This is a genomic window from Cytobacillus sp. Bac17, from assembly GCF_024519925.1.
Classification (GTDB): domain Bacteria; phylum Bacillota; class Bacilli; order Bacillales; family Cytobacillaceae; genus Cytobacillus; species Cytobacillus pseudoceanisediminis.
On record NZ_JALJRC010000001.1, the window covers coordinates 676,796 to 693,864 of the forward strand.

22 protein-coding genes are annotated in these 17,069 nt (G+C 38.9%); 8 read left to right on the forward strand and 14 right to left on the reverse strand.

Annotated elements, in window-relative coordinates; all coding sequences use genetic code 11:
* Positions 1–221 precede the first annotated feature (221 nt).
* A complete protein-coding gene (locus tag NR125_RS03340; protein WP_009330954.1) occupies positions 222–827 on the forward strand; it encodes a YhcN/YlaJ family sporulation lipoprotein in 606 nt (201 codons plus the stop codon).
* Between the two features lie 91 nt (positions 828–918).
* On the opposite strand, the gene NR125_RS03345 is transcribed toward NR125_RS03340, so the two are convergent.
* Positions 919–1,374, reverse strand: coding sequence for a pyridoxamine 5'-phosphate oxidase family protein (locus NR125_RS03345; protein ID WP_019381680.1), 456 nt, complete (start codon positions 1,372–1,374; stop codon positions 919–921).
* Positions 1,375–1,611: 237 nt separating this feature from the next.
* Here NR125_RS03345 and NR125_RS03350 point away from each other — a divergent pair, with 237 nt between their 5' ends.
* Complete coding sequence (locus tag NR125_RS03350) at positions 1,612–1,812, forward strand: YlaI family protein (protein ID WP_009330956.1); 201 nt, start codon at positions 1,612–1,614, stop codon at positions 1,810–1,812.
* 148 nt (positions 1,813–1,960) lie between these two features.
* On the opposite strand, the gene NR125_RS03355 is transcribed toward NR125_RS03350, so the two are convergent.
* The 3 genes from NR125_RS03355 to typA are packed head-to-tail and all read right to left on the reverse strand — an operon-like array spanning position 1,961 to position 4,446.
* Positions 1,961–2,251 (reverse strand): hypothetical protein, encoded by a 291-nt coding sequence (locus NR125_RS03355; protein WP_071160288.1) that lies wholly within the window; start codon positions 2,249–2,251, stop codon positions 1,961–1,963.
* 15 nt (positions 2,252–2,266) lie between these two features.
* On the reverse strand, positions 2,267–2,581 hold the full coding sequence (locus NR125_RS03360) for a YlaH-like family protein (RefSeq protein WP_009330961.1): 315 nt from the start codon (positions 2,579–2,581) through the stop codon (positions 2,267–2,269).
* 26 nt (positions 2,582–2,607) lie between these two features.
* On the reverse strand, positions 2,608–4,446 hold the full coding sequence (gene typA, locus NR125_RS03365) for a translational GTPase TypA (RefSeq protein WP_009330962.1): 1,839 nt from the start codon (positions 4,444–4,446) through the stop codon (positions 2,608–2,610).
* A 214-nt stretch (positions 4,447–4,660) separates the two neighbouring features.
* On the opposite strand from typA, the gene NR125_RS03370 reads away from it, so the two are divergent.
* Entirely contained in the window at positions 4,661–4,846 is a 186-nt protein-coding gene (locus NR125_RS03370; RefSeq protein ID WP_019381679.1) for a YlaF family protein, read from the forward strand.
* Positions 4,847–4,884: 38 nt separating this feature from the next.
* Here NR125_RS03370 and NR125_RS03375 read toward each other — a convergent pair whose 3' ends face one another.
* The 3 genes from NR125_RS03375 to NR125_RS03385 form a co-directional block, all read right to left on the reverse strand.
* Positions 4,885–5,355 (reverse strand): GNAT family N-acetyltransferase, encoded by a 471-nt coding sequence (locus NR125_RS03375; RefSeq protein WP_071160289.1) that lies wholly within the window; start codon positions 5,353–5,355, stop codon positions 4,885–4,887.
* Positions 5,342–6,142, reverse strand: coding sequence for an inositol monophosphatase family protein (locus NR125_RS03380; protein ID WP_071160291.1), 801 nt, complete (start codon positions 6,140–6,142; stop codon positions 5,342–5,344). Before NR125_RS03380 ends, NR125_RS03375 begins: the two co-directional genes overlap by 14 nt.
* Positions 6,143–6,367: 225 nt before the next feature.
* Positions 6,368–6,562 (reverse strand): hypothetical protein, encoded by a 195-nt coding sequence (locus NR125_RS03385; protein WP_009330966.1) that lies wholly within the window; start codon positions 6,560–6,562, stop codon positions 6,368–6,370.
* Between the two features lie 195 nt (positions 6,563–6,757).
* On the opposite strand from NR125_RS03385, the gene NR125_RS03390 reads away from it, so the two are divergent.
* On the forward strand, positions 6,758–7,378 hold the full coding sequence (locus tag NR125_RS03390; protein ID WP_009330967.1) for a YktB family protein: 621 nt from the start codon (positions 6,758–6,760) through the stop codon (positions 7,376–7,378).
* Between the two features lie 78 nt (positions 7,379–7,456).
* Here NR125_RS03390 and NR125_RS03395 read toward each other — a convergent pair whose 3' ends face one another.
* Together NR125_RS03395 and NR125_RS03400 are read right to left on the reverse strand one after the other, a co-directional pair.
* The gene (locus NR125_RS03395; RefSeq protein WP_019381677.1) at positions 7,457–7,732 is read right to left on the reverse strand and encodes a UPF0223 family protein; all 276 of its coding nucleotides are present in this window, start codon (positions 7,730–7,732) and stop codon (positions 7,457–7,459) included.
* 57 nt (positions 7,733–7,789) lie between these two features.
* Positions 7,790–8,749 (reverse strand): NAD(P)H-dependent flavin oxidoreductase, encoded by a 960-nt coding sequence (locus NR125_RS03400; protein WP_009330969.1) that lies wholly within the window; start codon positions 8,747–8,749, stop codon positions 7,790–7,792.
* A 329-nt stretch (positions 8,750–9,078) separates the two neighbouring features.
* Here NR125_RS03400 and NR125_RS03405 point away from each other — a divergent pair, with 329 nt between their 5' ends.
* On the forward strand, positions 9,079–10,548 hold the full coding sequence (locus tag NR125_RS03405) for an aminotransferase class I/II-fold pyridoxal phosphate-dependent enzyme (protein WP_009330971.1): 1,470 nt from the start codon (positions 9,079–9,081) through the stop codon (positions 10,546–10,548).
* Between the two features lie 41 nt (positions 10,549–10,589).
* Here NR125_RS03405 and NR125_RS03410 read toward each other — a convergent pair whose 3' ends face one another.
* Both NR125_RS03410 and NR125_RS03415 read right to left on the reverse strand, forming a co-directional pair.
* Positions 10,590–10,724 carry a GapA-binding peptide SR1P gene (locus tag NR125_RS03410; protein WP_019381676.1) on the reverse strand — a complete coding sequence of 45 codons (135 nt, stop codon included), beginning with the start codon at positions 10,722–10,724 and terminating at the stop codon, positions 10,590–10,592.
* Between the two features lie 210 nt (positions 10,725–10,934).
* Positions 10,935–11,234 (reverse strand): DUF3055 domain-containing protein, encoded by a 300-nt coding sequence (locus NR125_RS03415; protein WP_009330973.1) that lies wholly within the window; start codon positions 11,232–11,234, stop codon positions 10,935–10,937.
* 171 nt (positions 11,235–11,405) lie between these two features.
* On the opposite strand from NR125_RS03415, the gene NR125_RS03420 reads away from it, so the two are divergent.
* Complete coding sequence (locus NR125_RS03420; RefSeq protein WP_009330974.1) at positions 11,406–11,843, forward strand: DUF1885 family protein; 438 nt, start codon at positions 11,406–11,408, stop codon at positions 11,841–11,843.
* Between the two features lie 39 nt (positions 11,844–11,882).
* Here NR125_RS03420 and NR125_RS03425 read toward each other — a convergent pair whose 3' ends face one another.
* Positions 11,883–12,740, reverse strand: a complete 858-nt coding sequence (locus NR125_RS03425; RefSeq protein WP_256814717.1) for a polysaccharide deacetylase family protein — start codon at positions 12,738–12,740, stop codon at positions 11,883–11,885.
* Between the two features lie 371 nt (positions 12,741–13,111).
* Here NR125_RS03425 and NR125_RS03430 point away from each other — a divergent pair, with 371 nt between their 5' ends.
* The gene (locus NR125_RS03430; protein WP_071160295.1) at positions 13,112–14,638 is read left to right on the forward strand and encodes a glycine betaine uptake BCCT transporter; all 1,527 of its coding nucleotides are present in this window, start codon (positions 13,112–13,114) and stop codon (positions 14,636–14,638) included.
* Between the two features lie 50 nt (positions 14,639–14,688).
* On the opposite strand, the gene NR125_RS03435 is transcribed toward NR125_RS03430, so the two are convergent.
* Positions 14,689–14,934 (reverse strand): hypothetical protein, encoded by a 246-nt coding sequence (locus NR125_RS03435; protein ID WP_009330977.1) that lies wholly within the window; start codon positions 14,932–14,934, stop codon positions 14,689–14,691.
* Between the two features lie 288 nt (positions 14,935–15,222).
* Between NR125_RS03435 and NR125_RS03440 the strand changes: the two genes are divergently transcribed.
* Complete coding sequence (locus NR125_RS03440) at positions 15,223–15,609, forward strand: hypothetical protein (RefSeq protein ID WP_009330978.1); 387 nt, start codon at positions 15,223–15,225, stop codon at positions 15,607–15,609.
* A 47-nt stretch (positions 15,610–15,656) separates the two neighbouring features.
* Here the strand turns inward: NR125_RS03440 and lpdA are convergent, their stop codons facing one another.
* The gene (gene lpdA / locus NR125_RS03445) at positions 15,657–17,066 is read right to left on the reverse strand and encodes a dihydrolipoyl dehydrogenase (RefSeq protein ID WP_071160297.1); all 1,410 of its coding nucleotides are present in this window, start codon (positions 17,064–17,066) and stop codon (positions 15,657–15,659) included.
* Positions 17,067–17,069: the final 3 nt, after the last annotated feature.

Below are 17,069 nucleotides of genomic sequence, written 5' to 3' on the forward strand. Positions count from 1 at the left end.
TGCTTTATATTATTCATTCTTTTACAGATGTTGATTAATCAGGAATAAAGCTACCTAATGAAGTGGACAAATCTATCTTGGTAAAAATATATGTAATGCCGAATAAAGATAGAAGAAATTTTGCACAATAACATTAAAGAATCTCATTATTCCTGAACCTGAAAAGTCAAGTGAACCAATTTCATTTTCAGGGAAATTTTGATCGCCCGGAGGTGTCAAATATGAATAGATGGCTGCTGATATGCATGACAGGATTGCTATTATCAGGGTGCGGTATGAACGGCAATCAGGCGCTAGACCATCAGGAACAGCAAAATACCAACACGATAAATGTTAAAAATAGTACAATACAGGAAGTTGACAGGGAGACTGGACAGCAAGTTTCCAGGCATCTTGTCAATTTGGCTACCCGAGTTCCTAATGTGAATGATGCCACTGCTGTTGTCCTTGGACGTTTTGCTATAGTCGGAGTAGATGTGAACAAAAACCTCGACCGTTCTGAGGTTGGAACAATTAAATTTTCAGTTGCCGAAAGCCTCAAAAATGATCCTCATGGTGCAAGAGCAATTGTAGTGGCTGATCCGGATATTAACGCAAGGCTGCGGGAAATAGCTGATGACATCCAAAACGGTGAACCCTTGCAAGGAATCATGAATGAACTGGCAGATATCGCAGGCCGGCTTATGCCTGAAGTTCCAGCCGATTTAGTTGATCCCAAAAAGAAAAATGAGAAAAACGCAACCGAAGATCCAAAGAAAAAGCTCGATAACGATCAGGAAAAACAGCTCGAACAAAAACAGGAAGAACAATCGAATTATCATAAATAAAGGGTGACAGGCATCTATAGCTTTTTAGCTAATCGGTATAGGTGCCTGCCGCTTTTTAGCCACTCAAAAAAAGCTTAGTTCCAAGAGGGAACTAAGCTTTTTTCATCGCTTCCATAACCTGTTTATCCAAACGGGCTGCTGCGTCTTTATCATATGTTTTATCATATTGCGGCTCTACAGTGATTTTAGACCCGTAAAACATAACATCACGGACTTCTTTCACAGTGATTTCCATAAGGGCAAGCTTAAGAGGTACTCCTTCCATCTTTTCTGCCTTAACGGAAGCTTTACCAGCGATGGAATATGTAGATTCATTCGCAATAATATTCAGAACAACCATGTTATTGCTATTTATATTTTGAACAATCCTGGAACGGTTATCGACTGCAAAATACAATGTTTCCTCATTTTTTGCCAATACCCACGAAATCGCATTGACATTAGGACCTCCGGTTTCAAAATCAACAGTAGCAAGTGTAACAAAACGTTCCTTTTGCAGTTCGTCATATAATGGTTTAATTAATTTCGGTTCTACCTGATTTGCCATTCTTTTCCCTCCTTTATTAACTTCATCATAGTATGATAACGCTTTTCTTTCAACCAATAACATCCTATCCTTAAGTTTGGTTGAAGCCTTTGCACTTTCTATACTAATATGAACTAACACAATAAACCCGATACGGTCTGACCGTAAAAATTTTAATTTGCCGTTAAAGCATTCGAATCAATCCTTAACTTATACTATAATGGTATTAACAACAGCAAAAACAATATGAGGTGTCCTATGCGAGTAAAATGTGTACTTTGTGATAAAATCGAATCAATTGAAAACGAGTCCTTACAGGCTAAACGGCTTCGAAACCGCCCTATTCACACATATATGTGCAAACCATGTGAAACAAGAATTACCGAAAAAACTCAAGAAAGAGCAGATACCGGAAACTTTAAGCTCTACCGAAGCAAAGTCCAGGAGGAAGAATGGTAAATCGGGCAACACCGATCATGAAGAGCAGAATAAAAGCGGAAGCGCCTTGATCAGCTGAAGTTCAACTAAAACCGCCACGTCCTGTATATTTTTTAAATTCCTAAACTATAAAAAAGCCGTCCCTAACAACATATAGGGACGGCTTTTCTTAATCCTCTGGATAATTCACATACTTTTCTGGTTCATTTTGAATCTGATTAAGCATCACTTCTATTAATTCACGGGGAAAACGGCTCTTTTTCCGTTCTTTATCCTTAGAATAATGCACAAAGTACATTAGATCATCTTTCTCAATTTCGATATCAGAAATCTTATGCTCTTCTGAAAGAATGTCAAAAAACATTTTTTCTGTGTCTGCTGCTGCTGTATCATCCGGACGTTTATCACAGACAATTTTTATCGTTAACCAGTTATACAGTGAATCCTGCAAAGATTTCATCTCAGCCTCTCCCGGTTATTCCGCCTTTGCCTGTTCTTTCTTTTCCTGGTGAAGGCGGATTTTATAGATAATCAAGATTAACGCAGCCACAACAAGACCTTCTGCTACAGGAAGGAATACCCCAAGAAATGTAAGCACGGTACATCCTAAAATCAAGAAGGTATATATAACAGCTGATTTTATTATAGGAAGTTTCTTGGCAAACCCTAATTTAAAAACCAGTATGGATAGTAGAACAATTGTTATATATAGAAGCCACATTCCAGTTGTGGGATTCTCATGGACTTTGAACAAAGCAGCGAAAAAAGAAAGGCGCTGTGAAACATCCATATCCTTCTCTCCTCCCCTTCTTAGCCTTAGTTAGTTTCAGCGTATTTCTTCTTTTTGGCCATTCTTTCACGTTCATTTTTATCAAGAATTTTTTTGCGCAGTCTGATTGACTCAGGTGTTACTTCAAGCAGCTCATCATCATTCAAATATTCAAGCGCTTCTTCAAGAGTCAAAATACGCGGCTTTTTAATTACATTCGTTTGATCCTTATTAGCAGAACGGATGTTGGTTGCATGCTTCACTTTAGTTATATTGACAGTAAGGTCATTTTCGCGAGTATGCTCTCCAACTATCATTCCTTCATAGATTTCAGTACCTGGTTCAACGAAAATGGTACCTCTATCCTCTACTTGCATAATACCATATGTGGATGACTTTCCGCTTTCCATGGAAACAAGCACACCCTTGCTTCTGCCTCCGATTTGTCCTTTAATTTCAGGCTGGTAGCTGTCAAATGTGTGATTGATAATACCATATCCGCGAGTAAGCGTCATAAATTCTGTGGAGTAGCCAATTAGTCCGCGAGCTGGGACGTTGAATGTTAGTCGCACTTGGCCATTTCCGTTATTGACCATATCAAGCATTTCACCTTTACGTGTACCCATTGATTCAATGATTGAGCCGGTATTATCCTCTGGCACATCAATTTGAACACGTTCTACCGGTTCGCAGCGAACACCATCAATCTCTCTAATAATTACTTCAGGCTTGGAAACCTGTAATTCAAAACCTTCACGGCGCATATTTTCAATGAGGATTGATAAATGAAGTTCTCCACGTCCAGATACAACCCAAGCGTCAGGTGAATCTGTATTTTCGACACGAAGACTCACATCTGTCTCAAGCTGGGCACGCAATCTTTCTTCAACTTTTCTGGCTGTAATATACTTTCCTTCTCTTCCTGCAAATGGGCTGTTATTTACAACGAAAGTCATTTGCAATGTTGGCTCATCTATTCTTAGAACAGGAAGTGCTTCCTGATGCTCGACAGGACAGATGGTTTCTCCAACGTTGATGTCCTCCATTCCGGAAACAGCGATCAGATCTCCAGGAAATGCTTCTTGAATTTCCTCGCGCTTAAGCCCGAAGAATCCAAAGATTTTTGTAACGCGGAATTGCTTGACCGAACCATCAAGCTTCATTAAAGCAACTTGCTGGCCGACCTTGATTGTTCCCCGGAATACACGGCCAATACCGATTCTTCCCACATAATCATTGTAATCTAAAAGGGCAACCTGGAATTGGAGCGGCTCTTCACGATTATCAGCAGGTGCTGGTATGTGGTCAATAATTGCTTCATAAACCGAATGCATATCATCATCCTGTTTATCAGGAGTTGTACTTGCAGTCCCAGCAATAGCTGAAGCATATATGACCGGAAATTCAAGCTGGTCTTCGTCTGCACCAAGTTCGATAAATAAATCGATAACCTCATCAACAACTTCTGTTGGGCGGGCAGATTCCTTGTCAATTTTATTTACTACTACGATTGGTGTTAATTTTTGCTCCAAAGCCTTTTTGAGTACGAAACGCGTTTGAGGCATACACCCTTCATATGCATCAACTACTAATAAGACACCATCAACCATTTTCATGATACGTTCTACTTCACCGCCAAAATCTGCGTGGCCAGGCGTATCCAGAATGTTAATCCTTGTATCTTTATATTTAACTGCAGTGTTTTTAGCTAAGATCGTAATACCGCGTTCTCTTTCCAGATCATTTGAATCCATCGCGCGCTCTTCCACATGCTCATTTGAACGGAAAGTCCCGGACTGTTTTAAAAGCTCGTCAACCAATGTTGTTTTACCATGGTCAACGTGGGCTATAATTGCAATATTTCGAATATCTTCTCTTAATTTCAAAAGATTTCCTCCTATTTATAAGAACTGAATCACTTTTTAACATTTTTCACAACTGATACATTATATCACAATTACTATAGAAACCTAAAAGCTTTTTGTGTAAAATAATGTAGAAAAGGATTTATTCCTGATGTATGCTTTTTATTTTTATTCTCTTTACATATTTTTCGCCAGTATTTACTTAAAATAATCCGCTTGGGAGTGGAAAAAATTTATGGACAAAATCAAGTGGCCTTTATTAGCCTTTGCGATTGGCGCAGCTCTATGCATGATGGGCATAGGCGTTGCTGTAGCTGAAAGAAGCATTATAGGCATGATTATTGCCATCATTGCTTTAATTTTTGTAATGGGATACGGTTTTAAAACAAAGAAGAAAATGAGGGAAGACGGTTTATTATAGAAACGGCATAAAAGCTGCAGCTCTGCGCTGCAGCTTTTTCAAATTAATGGACAGACCATTATTAAGAATTCTTTTTCATCAGGAGAAGCCTCCATTTTGAATTGCTCAAAACCGGCATCAGCTAAAAAATATATCCAATTTTGCCGGTTTTCAGGAACACCCGCAAAGAAAGACTTTTCTCCTTTTTCCTTTAATTCTGCGGCCAACTGCTCGATAATCTTAGTACCGATTCCTTTCCTGCGAATACTGTTCTTAACCAGAATCGTACCGAGCCATGGTTTCCCGTTAGAAGGAGATGAATTCACATGGAATGTGACGGCTATCCGTTCTCCATCAAGCCTCCAAATTCTCCACTCACCATTCAATTTCTGATACCTGGCCATATATTCCATTAGGTTATGCCCGCTTTTTTCTTCTTCTTCCCAAGCAGCACTATCCTTGATGATCTCTAAAAAAAATGTCAAGTCTGCATGTGTGACGCAGCTGCTCGATAAATTACCAATTGCCATTTTTTAAGTATTCTTTCATAATTTCCTGATGAAGCCCTGGCTTAGAGACAAAAACAGAATTGTTTTCAAGATAGTTCAGCGGTTCACCTTTAACGGTTGTTGCAATTCCTCCCAATTCCTCGATCATGATCACACCTGCGGCGAAATCCCATGGAGCCAGACGCATTGTTATGTATGCATCAACCCTCCCGGATGCAATATATGCCATTTCAATTGCAGCTGAACCATAGGATCGAGTTCCTCTTGCATTTCTAACAAGTGGAGCCAGGAGTGATGGATCAATTCTTCTATTTTCCGTAACCCATGTAGCATTCAGTCCGATTATTGCCTTTGATACTTCCGTTTCCTTTAATGGCGGAAGTTCCAAATCATTCATGAAAACACCCTGTCCCTTCATGCAATGATATAACTCATCATGGACTACATCGTAAATTAATCCAATTTTCCCTTTTCCATTTTCATAAATGCCTACTGATATGGCAAAGTTTCTTTGCTGATGGACAAAATTCATCGTTCCGTCAATTGGATCAATAATCCAGACAATTCCTTCCATATCACTTAGCTTATCCCCGAAACCCTCTTCACCAAGGATTCGATGGCCGGGATATTTTTCATTAATTTTTTTTATGAAGAATTGTTCTGTTTCCTGATCTATATCTGTCACTAAATCGTTTGCATTTGACTTGGTGGTGATGGTCAACGTTTTGCTGAAAGAATTTTTAATATTCTCGCCGGCCTCTCTAATCAAGGCTTTGGCATATGTATGAATTTCACTCCAATTTGTCATTGGTCAGCCCTCCGCTTGGTATATCATTAAAATATAACTAGCTTAAATGAATTAGCAAGGTTCTTCAAGTTATATACTCTCCTATGATGCGGGTTATCATTTGCAGTAAAAAACAATTGCCAAAATAATAAACGAACTCCTCATGTAATCAGGGAGTCCGTTTCTAATTATTCTTTCTTTTCTTTTGCATTTTTTCTGCCTTATCTCCTTTAGTCACAATTAATCTTAAAGTGCTTTTAATCTGAGAAGTTCCTGCCTGATTTTTTCAAGCTTTAGTTTTGATTGTTTCTGGAGATCTTCATTCCTTTCTGACATGGCATCAAACAAAGTAGCTAACTCATAATCCATTTCCAGCCTTAAGACCGCTGTTCTTTCCCTATCACCATTTTTCTTCTTCACTGTATTCATAAGTTGTTTCATTAGACAGTACACCCCTTCCAATAGTGTTTAATTTTCTGATTATTTTTACTATTATCATATGAAGGACAATTCTCAGTTGCAACTAATTTGTGCGATAACCTAAAACTTTATTTAGTCTCTTCTTTAAAGCTTAAAATTTTTCGATTGTTCGAGGTTATGCTACAATATTTGACAAAGCATATAGGAGGTTAGCTTATGTCTTTTCCTGGTTTCACAAACGATGATTTCGATGTCTTTAAAATAGATGGACTTGATGAAAGAATGGACAGGTTAAAATCTGTTATTAGGCCTAAGTTAGAAGAGTTGGGACGCCATTTTGCACCCTCTCTCTCAAACCTGTCCGGAGATGAAATGTTCCCTCATGTTGCTAAGCATGCCAGAAGAACAAAGAATCCGCCAAATGATACTTGGGTCGCATTTGCAGGCAATGCAAGGGGATACAAAATGCTTCCTCATTTCCAGATAGGTTTATGGGAAACGCATGTATTCATCTGGTTTGCCATCATCTATGAAGCACCGAATAAAGCTGCCGCAGGCAAGTCTTTTGAGAACAGCCTGGATAAATTTTATAAAGAAATACCCAAAGATTATGTCTGGTCCGGCGATCACACAAAACCAGATGCTGTTATGCATAATGAACTTTCCAAAGAAGAATTGAGATCCATGTTTCAGCGCCTGCAAAATGTTAAAAAAGCTGAAATTCTTTGCGGCTATCAAATTTCTCGAGAAGATGCCGTTCTCATGTCACCTGATCAGTTTATTGAAAAAGCTGAATCTGTATTTAGAAATTTATTACCCCTATACAAAATGGCATAAACATGTTTCGCATAACGTGGATCAGGCAGCTCAAAAAAAAACAAACCTTCAATTTGAAGGTTTGTTTTTTTACCAAGTCTATTTCTGCATTCTTACTTTATCCCCAGGTGAAAGTTCTTTGGCCAATTTAACTGTCCGGTAAGAGGAATAGCCGCTTTGTTCTTCAAATTCATCACAGATGTTTTTCTCCTGGGCTTTTCCCGGAACAATTTCCTTAAAGCGTCTATATGCATTCATGAATTGTTCTCGCTCAATTCCTTTTTCGTATGCCATTTCAATGCTTTCAAAATATTTGATGACGTCAACTATTTCTTCTGTTGACCAATCCAGGTCAATCGGGTATTGATATTCCACTTCACTTCACCTCATTTATGATAATTCATGGTGCTTTGTCACATTATTTTATCATAATTATTTAATCCATTTCCCTCTGATTGATTCTCCATCTGCAATGATCCGCTGGAATAATTCCTCAACAGACGGGATATCCTTAATTAATCCCATAACTTGTCCAGCCCATGCAAATCCTTCATGGTCTTTCCCTTCATATATATATTTTTTATTAGCATTCCCGCTAATGTAGTCTTTTAACTGCTCATAGCCGCCGTTTTGTTTTTCGATATCGAGTATTTTTTCCGACCATGAGTTAGCGATAACCCTTGCGGGTGCTCCTATAGTTCTTTTTATGACTACTGTGTCATTTTCTGTGCCTTCGACTAAACGATTTTTATATAATTCAGAAGCATGTACGCATTCTTTTGTTGCAACAAATCTTGTCCCCATCTCAATACCCTCTGCGCCAAGACTTAATGCTGCCATCAGGCCCCTGCCGTCTCCGATTCCTCCTGAGGCTATAACAGGAATTGATACAGCATCAGCCACCTGAGGTACAAGAACGAAGGTTCCAATATCGTCCCTGCCTAAATGTCCGCCGCCTTCCTGACCGACAACCATCACAGCATCGGCCCCAAGTTCCTCCGCCTTTACCGCCTGCCGTTTTGCCGCCACAAGTACAAGTTTCTTAACATTTACACCCTTTAATTGATCAAATATAGGAGCAGGATTTCCCCCTGTCATAGAAATAACAGGGACTTCTTCTTCAATCGCAACATCCAGGTAGTGAGAAAATGGCCTTCCATGCTGTCCAATAGCAAAATTAACCCCGAACGGCTTGTCTGTCAATTTCTTCACCTTTTGTATCTCATCTCTAAGTTTTTCCGGGCTGCTGAGAGACATTGCGGTAACCTGCCCTAATCCTCCGGCATTTGAAACAGCTGCAGCCAAATCTGAATAGGCAAGATGGGCAAGACCGCCCTGTATAATTGGATATTTAATTTTCAATAATTCTGTCACACGTGTGTTCCAGTTCATTTATATAACCTCCATTTCTTCCTAACTTTTATTTCTATTTGTAAGGTTTAAATTCCTGTTAACTTCTAAAACTAATGGCAAACCGAAATAGCAGGCGACTGCTCAGGGACGGACGGCAAGCACAAGACGAGCCATGCGAGGAGGTATTCTTTCCTTCCGGAAGGAATTGGCAGGTCTTTCCTCCCTAGGGACGGAAACTAGACAGGCATTAACAGAATCAGTATGCAATAAAACTTTCTATGCAAAGGGATTGAATAATGCTATAATGCAAATGTTTTATAACAGCATGAGTATATTGAAATATTATTTTAAAGAGGTGTGGGAATAAGTTGTCTCAATACAAAACACCGCTGTTCAGCGGTTTGCTTGCACACGCAAAAAAGGATCCGGTACAATTTCATATACCCGGCCACAAAAAAGGTGCCGGGATTGATCCGGAATTCAGGGAATATATAGGTGATAATGCACTCGCTATTGACCTGATTAACATTGGTCCTCTTGATGATCTTCATCAGCCCAAAGGCATTATAAAAGAAGCACAGGATCTTGCAGCAGAGGCCTTTGGGGCGGATAGAACATTCTTCTCTGTACAAGGAACGAGCGGAGCCATCATGACCATGGTTATGGCTGTCTGCGGGCCAGGGGATAAAATCATTGTTCCGAGGAATGTTCATAAGTCCGTCATGTCTGCAATTGTGTTTTCAGGGGCAACCCCTATTTTTATACATCCTGAAATTGATGAAAACTTGGGAATATCTCACGGAATAACAACTGAATCCGTCTCGAAAGCCCTGGAACTTCATCCGGATGCCAAAGGGGTATTAGTAATTAATCCTACCTATTTCGGTATTTCTGCCGATCTAAAAAAAATTGTTGAAATAGCCCATTCATACAATGTGCCTGTCCTTGTGGACGAAGCCCATGGTGTGCATATTCACTTCCATGACGAGCTTCCATTATCCGCCATGCAGGCCGGAGCTGATTTAGCAGCAACATCAGTCCACAAACTGGGCGGGTCCATGACACAAAGTTCAATCTTAAATATGAAAGGGAATCTTGTTTCTGCCAAAAGGGTACAATCCATTTTAAGCATGCTGACAACAACTTCCACTTCTTATTTATTGCTTGCCTCATTGGATGTTGCCAGAAAACGTCTTGCCACTGAAGGAAAGGAACTCATTCAAAAGACTATTGATTTGGCCCAGTCCATTCGCCGCCGCATCAATGAAATTGACCGGCTATATTGTGTCGGTGAAGAAATACTGGAAACAAAAGCGGCGCATGACTACGATCCGACCAAATTGATTATTTCTGTCAAAGAACTTGGCATGAATGGTTTCGATGTGGAAAATTGGCTTCGGGAACATCATAATATTGAAGTAGAAATGTCCGATTTATATAATATCCTTTGCATTGTTACCCCCGGTGACACGGAAAGAGAAGCTGATATTTTAGTTTCCGCTCTTGCCGAACTCGCTAATGAGCGTAAAGGAAATACTGAAAAGCTTGAAACTCAAGTGCTGCTGCCTGATATTCCCGTTTTATCGCTTACTCCCCGTGACGCATTTTATGCTGACACAGAACTGGTTCCATTTGACGAATCAGAAGGAAGAATTATCGCCGAATTCATTATGGTTTATCCTCCCGGAATACCTATATTTATTCCAGGAGAAATCATTACTAAGGAAAACCTGCGTTATATTAAAACGAATATGGAAGCGGGACTTCCAGTTCAAGGGCCGGAAGATTACGACTTCAAATATCTTCGTGTCATTGAAGAGCACCGGGCCATCAGATAATGCAAAAGAGCCTTCCATTTTAGGAAAGGCTCTTTTTATTATTAACGATTATTTTTTGTATTCTCTGTTTTTTCTCCATCACAGCAATTGCATTTTTTTGAATATAGTACTGTTACTTTTTCATCCTCAAAGTGATCAATAGTTGAATTGCAAGCCTGGCATACGATTGTACCCATCTTTTCATTCTCCTTTTCAATGAGTTTTAGAATCATTTGAAAGCGCTTTATCTATAAATCAATAATAATATAACATTATTAAATTATCAAGCCTAATTGTATAACATAATTATTGTTTTTTATTGGTATTTACGTTGACAACATTTATAAACCTTTATTAATAGTATGACATAATAAAAAAAACAGACCAATTCGGCCTGTTTTTTTTGTTTAATCGTATTGTTCTTCGAAACGTGCACCAGGGATCGCTTCTATGAAAAACTCGCTTAAATCAGCTGCCTGTTCATATAAATCAAGCTTAAATGCCTTTTGCAAGTATTCGATGTCTTCGAGATCTTTTGGGTCAAGGAGAGTGGAGCGGCCGGTCTGCATACAAATAACCAGAGGCTTAGAAAAGAAGAGGTTTGTATAAACAATTCCAAAATCATACCGTGTTGACTCGGTGGTAAATCCAACAAAACGGACATTCACGTTTTCATGCTCATCATAGAGCTTCTCAAAATAATCCATAAAATACCTCCCTTTTAAATAAATATTTAGAATATTATTATAATTTATTTTAAGCGCTTTGACAAGTAATTTAAATTTACCTTACTATTTTAAGTTGTCATAAGATTTTATCTAATGCTAGAATGAAGGAAGATGTTCATTACCATAATTATGGGGATAATGGGGGGAAAGATGTTGGCGGCTAATTCTTTTATCAAGCTGGTTCCTTCATCAGCTAAGGAAAATATTTCAACAGAAGAGCTTAAAGAACTTTTCTTATATTATAAGGATATTACAGGCAAAACAGGCAGCCAGATTAAATGGGAATATAATGATGCCGCTTTTCCTTATGAGATTAAAGAGAAGCCTGAAGCAAAAGGAACCTGGTTTTACCTATATTCAGACCATGACCGATATAATGCCATATTGCTTGGCATTGATAAAGAAAAAGTTATTGAGGAAGACGGCTCTGAACGGGAGCAGGCCTACATACAGGTTACATTGCCGGAAACTGCAACTTTTGGAGATAAAGGTAAAGCTAATGAATTTTGCAAATTTCTTGCTAAAAAGCTGCAAGGTGAATTGCATCTCTTCAATGGAAGAATCATGTACTATTATAAAAGAAAATAATTCATTTATAAAAAACGTTGAGAACAGCGGCTGCTGTTCTCATTCTATTTCCTGGCTGATCTGAGCAGGATCGACAGGTGTAAATCCTTTATTCCGCAACCCTTTCACAATATCCTCTAATGCTTCTTTTGTCCATTGCCTATCATGCATCAATAAGTTTGCACCATTCACTAAAAAGGGTGAATTAATCATTATATCTGCCAAAGCTTCTTTTGATTGATATTCCTTTTCCCAGTCATATCCGTATGTCCAATTCATGAGAATCATGTTTTCATCCTTATCAACCTTTCGGCTGTAGTCTGAAATGGATCCAAATGGTGCCCGGAAGAATTTTGGCCTCTCTCCGATAATCTCTTCTACTCGATCATTAAGACTAACAATCTCATTATATTGCTGTGCCTCGGATAAGGTTTTTAAGTTGTAGTGGCTGTATGTGTGATTACCAATAGCAAAACCAAGTTCGTGAATTGCCTTCAAAACTTCTGCTTCTTCCGGAGTATCAATGAAGTGTCCATTAACAAAGAAGATTGCAAGTGCTGAAAGTTTTTTTAAGATCCTGGCCATCTCCAATGCATTTTTATCTGGAGCATCGTCAATAGTCAGTAATACAACCTTTGAGTTTGCATGATTCATTGGTTCTACTGTCCAATTACTTGCATTTATCTTGTATTGCGGCTCTGATAAGGATACTGCCTCTTCTTTAGGCTCTCTTTCGTCATCTCCCTTGTTCTTCTGCAATTTTGATTCATGAACTTTGGAATGGTCATCCGAATTATTTTCTTCTTGCTTATACTCTTCTTTTTCCAATTCTGATGGCTTTTGAACCGCAGTAAGATCCGTGCAAGAAGCCAAAATCATTAGAAAAAAAACACCTATGATAAGCCCCGTTATTTTCATATTGCCCCCCCTACAGTGCATATCCCTTTAATCTCACTCCAATTAGTGTTAGTATGTGAAATGGCCTTTTAAAGGAGTTGTCCCCCTTTTTGACACCTTACCATTACCTACTGATTTTACCCGAAATAGATCCGTTTTGAACATTCAAAAAGTAAAATTTAGAATTTCTGTGAGGATCTATACATCCTTTAGATTTTACATAGTCGATCTTTTTCGGGAAGCTGCTCTCCCCTGCTGAGCTTCAAAATGCTTTAAAAATCAAGCTATAACTGTCAGGAATGCGGAATTCTTATTTTCCTGCATTTTTAGGATTGGGAGTTTTACGGAATTATTTTATTTACGTTCATTATAATAAGATTTGGAGGGATTTGATGAAGAAACTGACACCAGTATTTACGGTTTCAGTCATATTCACAGCAATTTTTATTTTATGGGGACTTGTCCCAAAGACTATACTGCCAAAAGGCAATCTTGATTCTGTTACAGCATCTGTTCAAGGATTCATATTGGAGAAGTTCGGCTGGTTTTACCTTTTATCAGCTTCTATCTTTTTAATTTTTTCTATCCTATTAGCATTCAGCAAATACGGGAATATTCGTCTGGGCAAGGATGCAGATAGGCCCGAATATAGCTATTTATCATGGTTTGCCATGCTCTTTAGTGCCGGGATGGGAATAGGCCTGGTTTTTTGGGGAGTGTCGGAACCTATGTATCACTTTTATGCCCCCCCTTTTCTCGAAGGACAGACACCTGAAGCAGCCAGGGCAGCCATGAGGTACTCCTTTTTCCATTGGGGTCTTCATCCATGGGCTATTTATACTGTCATTGGGCTTGCATTGGCGTATTTCCAGTTCAGAAAAGGAGCACCGGGAGTTATCAGCTCCATTTTGAGGCCAATTTTAGGAAGGAAAGTGGACGGGCCGCTGGGCGTATTAATTGATTTTATTGCCGTCTTTGCTACTGTTTTCGGAGTTGCAACATCACTAGGTCTGGGTGCCATTCAGATTTCCGGAGGACTTTCTGGAATATTCGACAGTATCGGTAATAATTTCAACACTCAATTAATTATTATTGTCGTTGTGACGGTCTTGTTTATGTTTTCAGCCCAAACCGGATTAAACAAGGGAATAAAGTATTTAAGTAACTTAAATATTATCTTAGCAATATCCTTATTATTATTTCTGCTGTTTGTAGGTCCATCTAACTTTATTATGGACCTGTTCACAACGACAATTGGGTCTTATATTCAAAACCTTCCATCCATGAGCTTCAGGCTCAGCCCTTTTGATCAGGAGCTGACATGGTTTCAGGATTGGACCATTTTTTATTGGGCATGGTGGATTGCCTGGGCGCCATTTGTCGGTACGTTCATAGCAAGAATATCCCGTGGACGGACAATAAGAGAATTCGTCATTGGTGTGCTTGCTGTTCCAACCCTATTTGGAGCCCTTTGGTTCTCTGTTTTTGGAGGAACAGGTATATACCTTGAATTCTTCGAGGCGAAGCCTATCTTTGAAACAATCGAGCAGCAGGGAATGGAGGTAGCACTATTTACTGTGTTTGATAACTTCCCTTTCAGCACTGTTCTTAGCTCAATGGCTATTTTCTTAATCAGTACATTCTTTATTACTTCTGCAGACTCAGCTACTTTTGTTCTTGGCATGCAGACGACTAACGGAAGCCTGAACCCTCCGGGAAAAGTGAAATTTGTCTGGGGCATTATTCAATCAGCATCTGCAGCCATCCTTTTATGGACAGGAGGTCTTGAAGCTCTCCAAAGAGCTTCCATTATAGCTGCACTCCCTTTTACCATCATTATGCTACTAATTGTGGCATCGCTGGTTAAATCGTTTAAAGAAGAGGACATCCTGAAAAAAACAGCTGATAAAGCCAAATAAAAAATCGGCACCTGCAAAAGGTGCCGATTTTTTTATCCTTATACTTATCTTTACCAATGGGACAGGTAGGACATTGCAAAATGGAAAGATGCATATAAGCTTAAGCTCATAACAGTTACCATAAATGTTTTTTTTGCAGACTTAATTACCCAATTTCCAATGTTTATTGCCAAATAGAAAAAAACAAAAAACATAATGACTTTATATATGAGCTGGTCATATTTTGACAGCCATTCAATAAAAGTATATCCGCTCCAAATTAACATCTGCAGCAAAAGAGCTGTATAAATCTTCATGCACTCCACCACCAAATTTTTTAATCCTTACCCGCTTTTTTAATAGAAGAAACACTTGTGTATGTAATATATGTTGAAAAGGATATTCTTATTTTTCATTTCTGTAACATTTGAATGACAAGCCAAAATTTTCTTTCACTATATGATAAAATACTCATAAATATTAGGAGATTATTATGAATTGCTCATCAACTGTCAGAAGACTGGAAAATCACCGAGACTTCTATACCGCTTTAGATAAAACAATCTTATGTCATACGGTGGAATTTATAATAAAGTGAGGGCAAAATGATGAAAGGTCTGCCGCTGATCTTAATTACTGCACTCTTGTTTGTAACCTCTTCATGCAATCATAAGGAAGTAAAAAAAGAGCTGAAGATAGACGATAGTGTTAAACAGCTCATTTTTTTCACGGATAAAAAACAATATGAACAGGAAATATCCTATTATGATGCCATCATCGAATTAAAGAGAAGCTATCCGGATCTGATCAAGAATATGAAAATCATAACAGCATCTGAATCCAGCCATATAAGCAATTATAATGTAGAAAACTGCCCTGCCATGCTGCTGGTCTATCAAGATAAAGTGATTGTAGAAATTAATGGCACGGTACCTAAAGAGAAGATCATTCATCCGCTTGCTGATGCAATGGATGAAAAAGACGAAAAATAGTCATCATATACAAAAAAATCCTCCCCTGGCAGGGAGGATTTTTTTAATTATTTTACAATGTGAATTGGGCTTCCAATAGCAACTTCTGCTGCTTCCATTGTGATTTCTCCCAATGTTGGATGAGCATGAATAGTCATGGCAAGATCTTCAGCAGTCATACCTGCTTCAATAGCCAATCCAAGCTCAGCAATCATATCAGATGCACTTGCACCAGCGATTTGCGCCCCGATTACAAGGCCATCCTCTTTGCGTGTCACTAGCTTTAAAAAGCCGTCAGTGGAATCAAGTGCAAGGGCACGGCCATTAGCTGCAAATGGGAACTTCGCTGCCGTTACTTCGATTCCTTCTTCTTTAGCCTGCTGCTCAGTATATCCTACAGAAGCCAATTCAGGTTCAGAGAATACCACAGCTGGGATTGCTAAGTAATCAATTTCTGCGTTATGGCCTGCAATTGCTTCTGCAGCAATCTTGCCTTCGTAAGAAGCTTTATGAGCCAATTGAGGACCTGCAACAATATCACCAATTGCATAAATGTTGCTTACATTCGTACGGCATTGTTTATCGATTTCAATAACACCGCGTTCAGTCATCTTAATGCCGGCTTGTTCTAAGCCCAGTTCATCTGTATTTGGACGTCTTCCAACCATTACAAATACATAATCTGCGTCAAGAGTTTTCTCTTCGCCTTTTTCTTCAAACTTAACGGTAACTCCATTTTCATTCTCTTCAACACCTTTAGCAAGTGCCTTCGTAATGAATTCAACGCCTTTTTTCTTTAAGTTCCGTTTAACAAGTGATGTCATTTGCTTCTCAAAACCGACAAGGATATCATCAGCACCCTCAAGAACTGTTACTTGAGAACCAAAATTCGCATAAGCTCCGCCTAGTTCGATTCCGATAACACCGCCGCCAATAACGACGATTTTCTCTGGAATCTCTTGAAGTGCCAGTGCACCTGTTGAATCAAGAACTCGATTGGAGAATTTAAACGTTGGCAACTCTATTGGACGCGATCCTGTAGCAATGATTGCATTTTTAAATGTATAAGTTTGTGCCGAATTATCATCCATTACACGAAGGGTATTCGCATCAACGAAATAAGCTTCCCCGCGTACGATGTCAACTTTATTGCCCTTTAAAAGACCTTCTACTCCTCCAGTAAGCTTATTAACTACACCGGATTTAAATTCTTGTACTTTTGTAAAGTCAACTTTTACATTTTCAGCTGTAATACCCATTACATCTGAGTGCTTTGCATTTTCATAGCGGTGGCCTGCTGCGATTAAAGCCTTTGAAGGAATACATCCAACGTTTAAGCAAACTCCGCCCATATTAGCTTTTTCTACGATTGTTACTTTCTGTCCAAGCTGTGCTGCACGAATCGCTGCAACATATCCACCAGGACCTGCACCAATGACTATAGTATCTGTTTCGATTGGGAAATCTCCTACTACCATTTG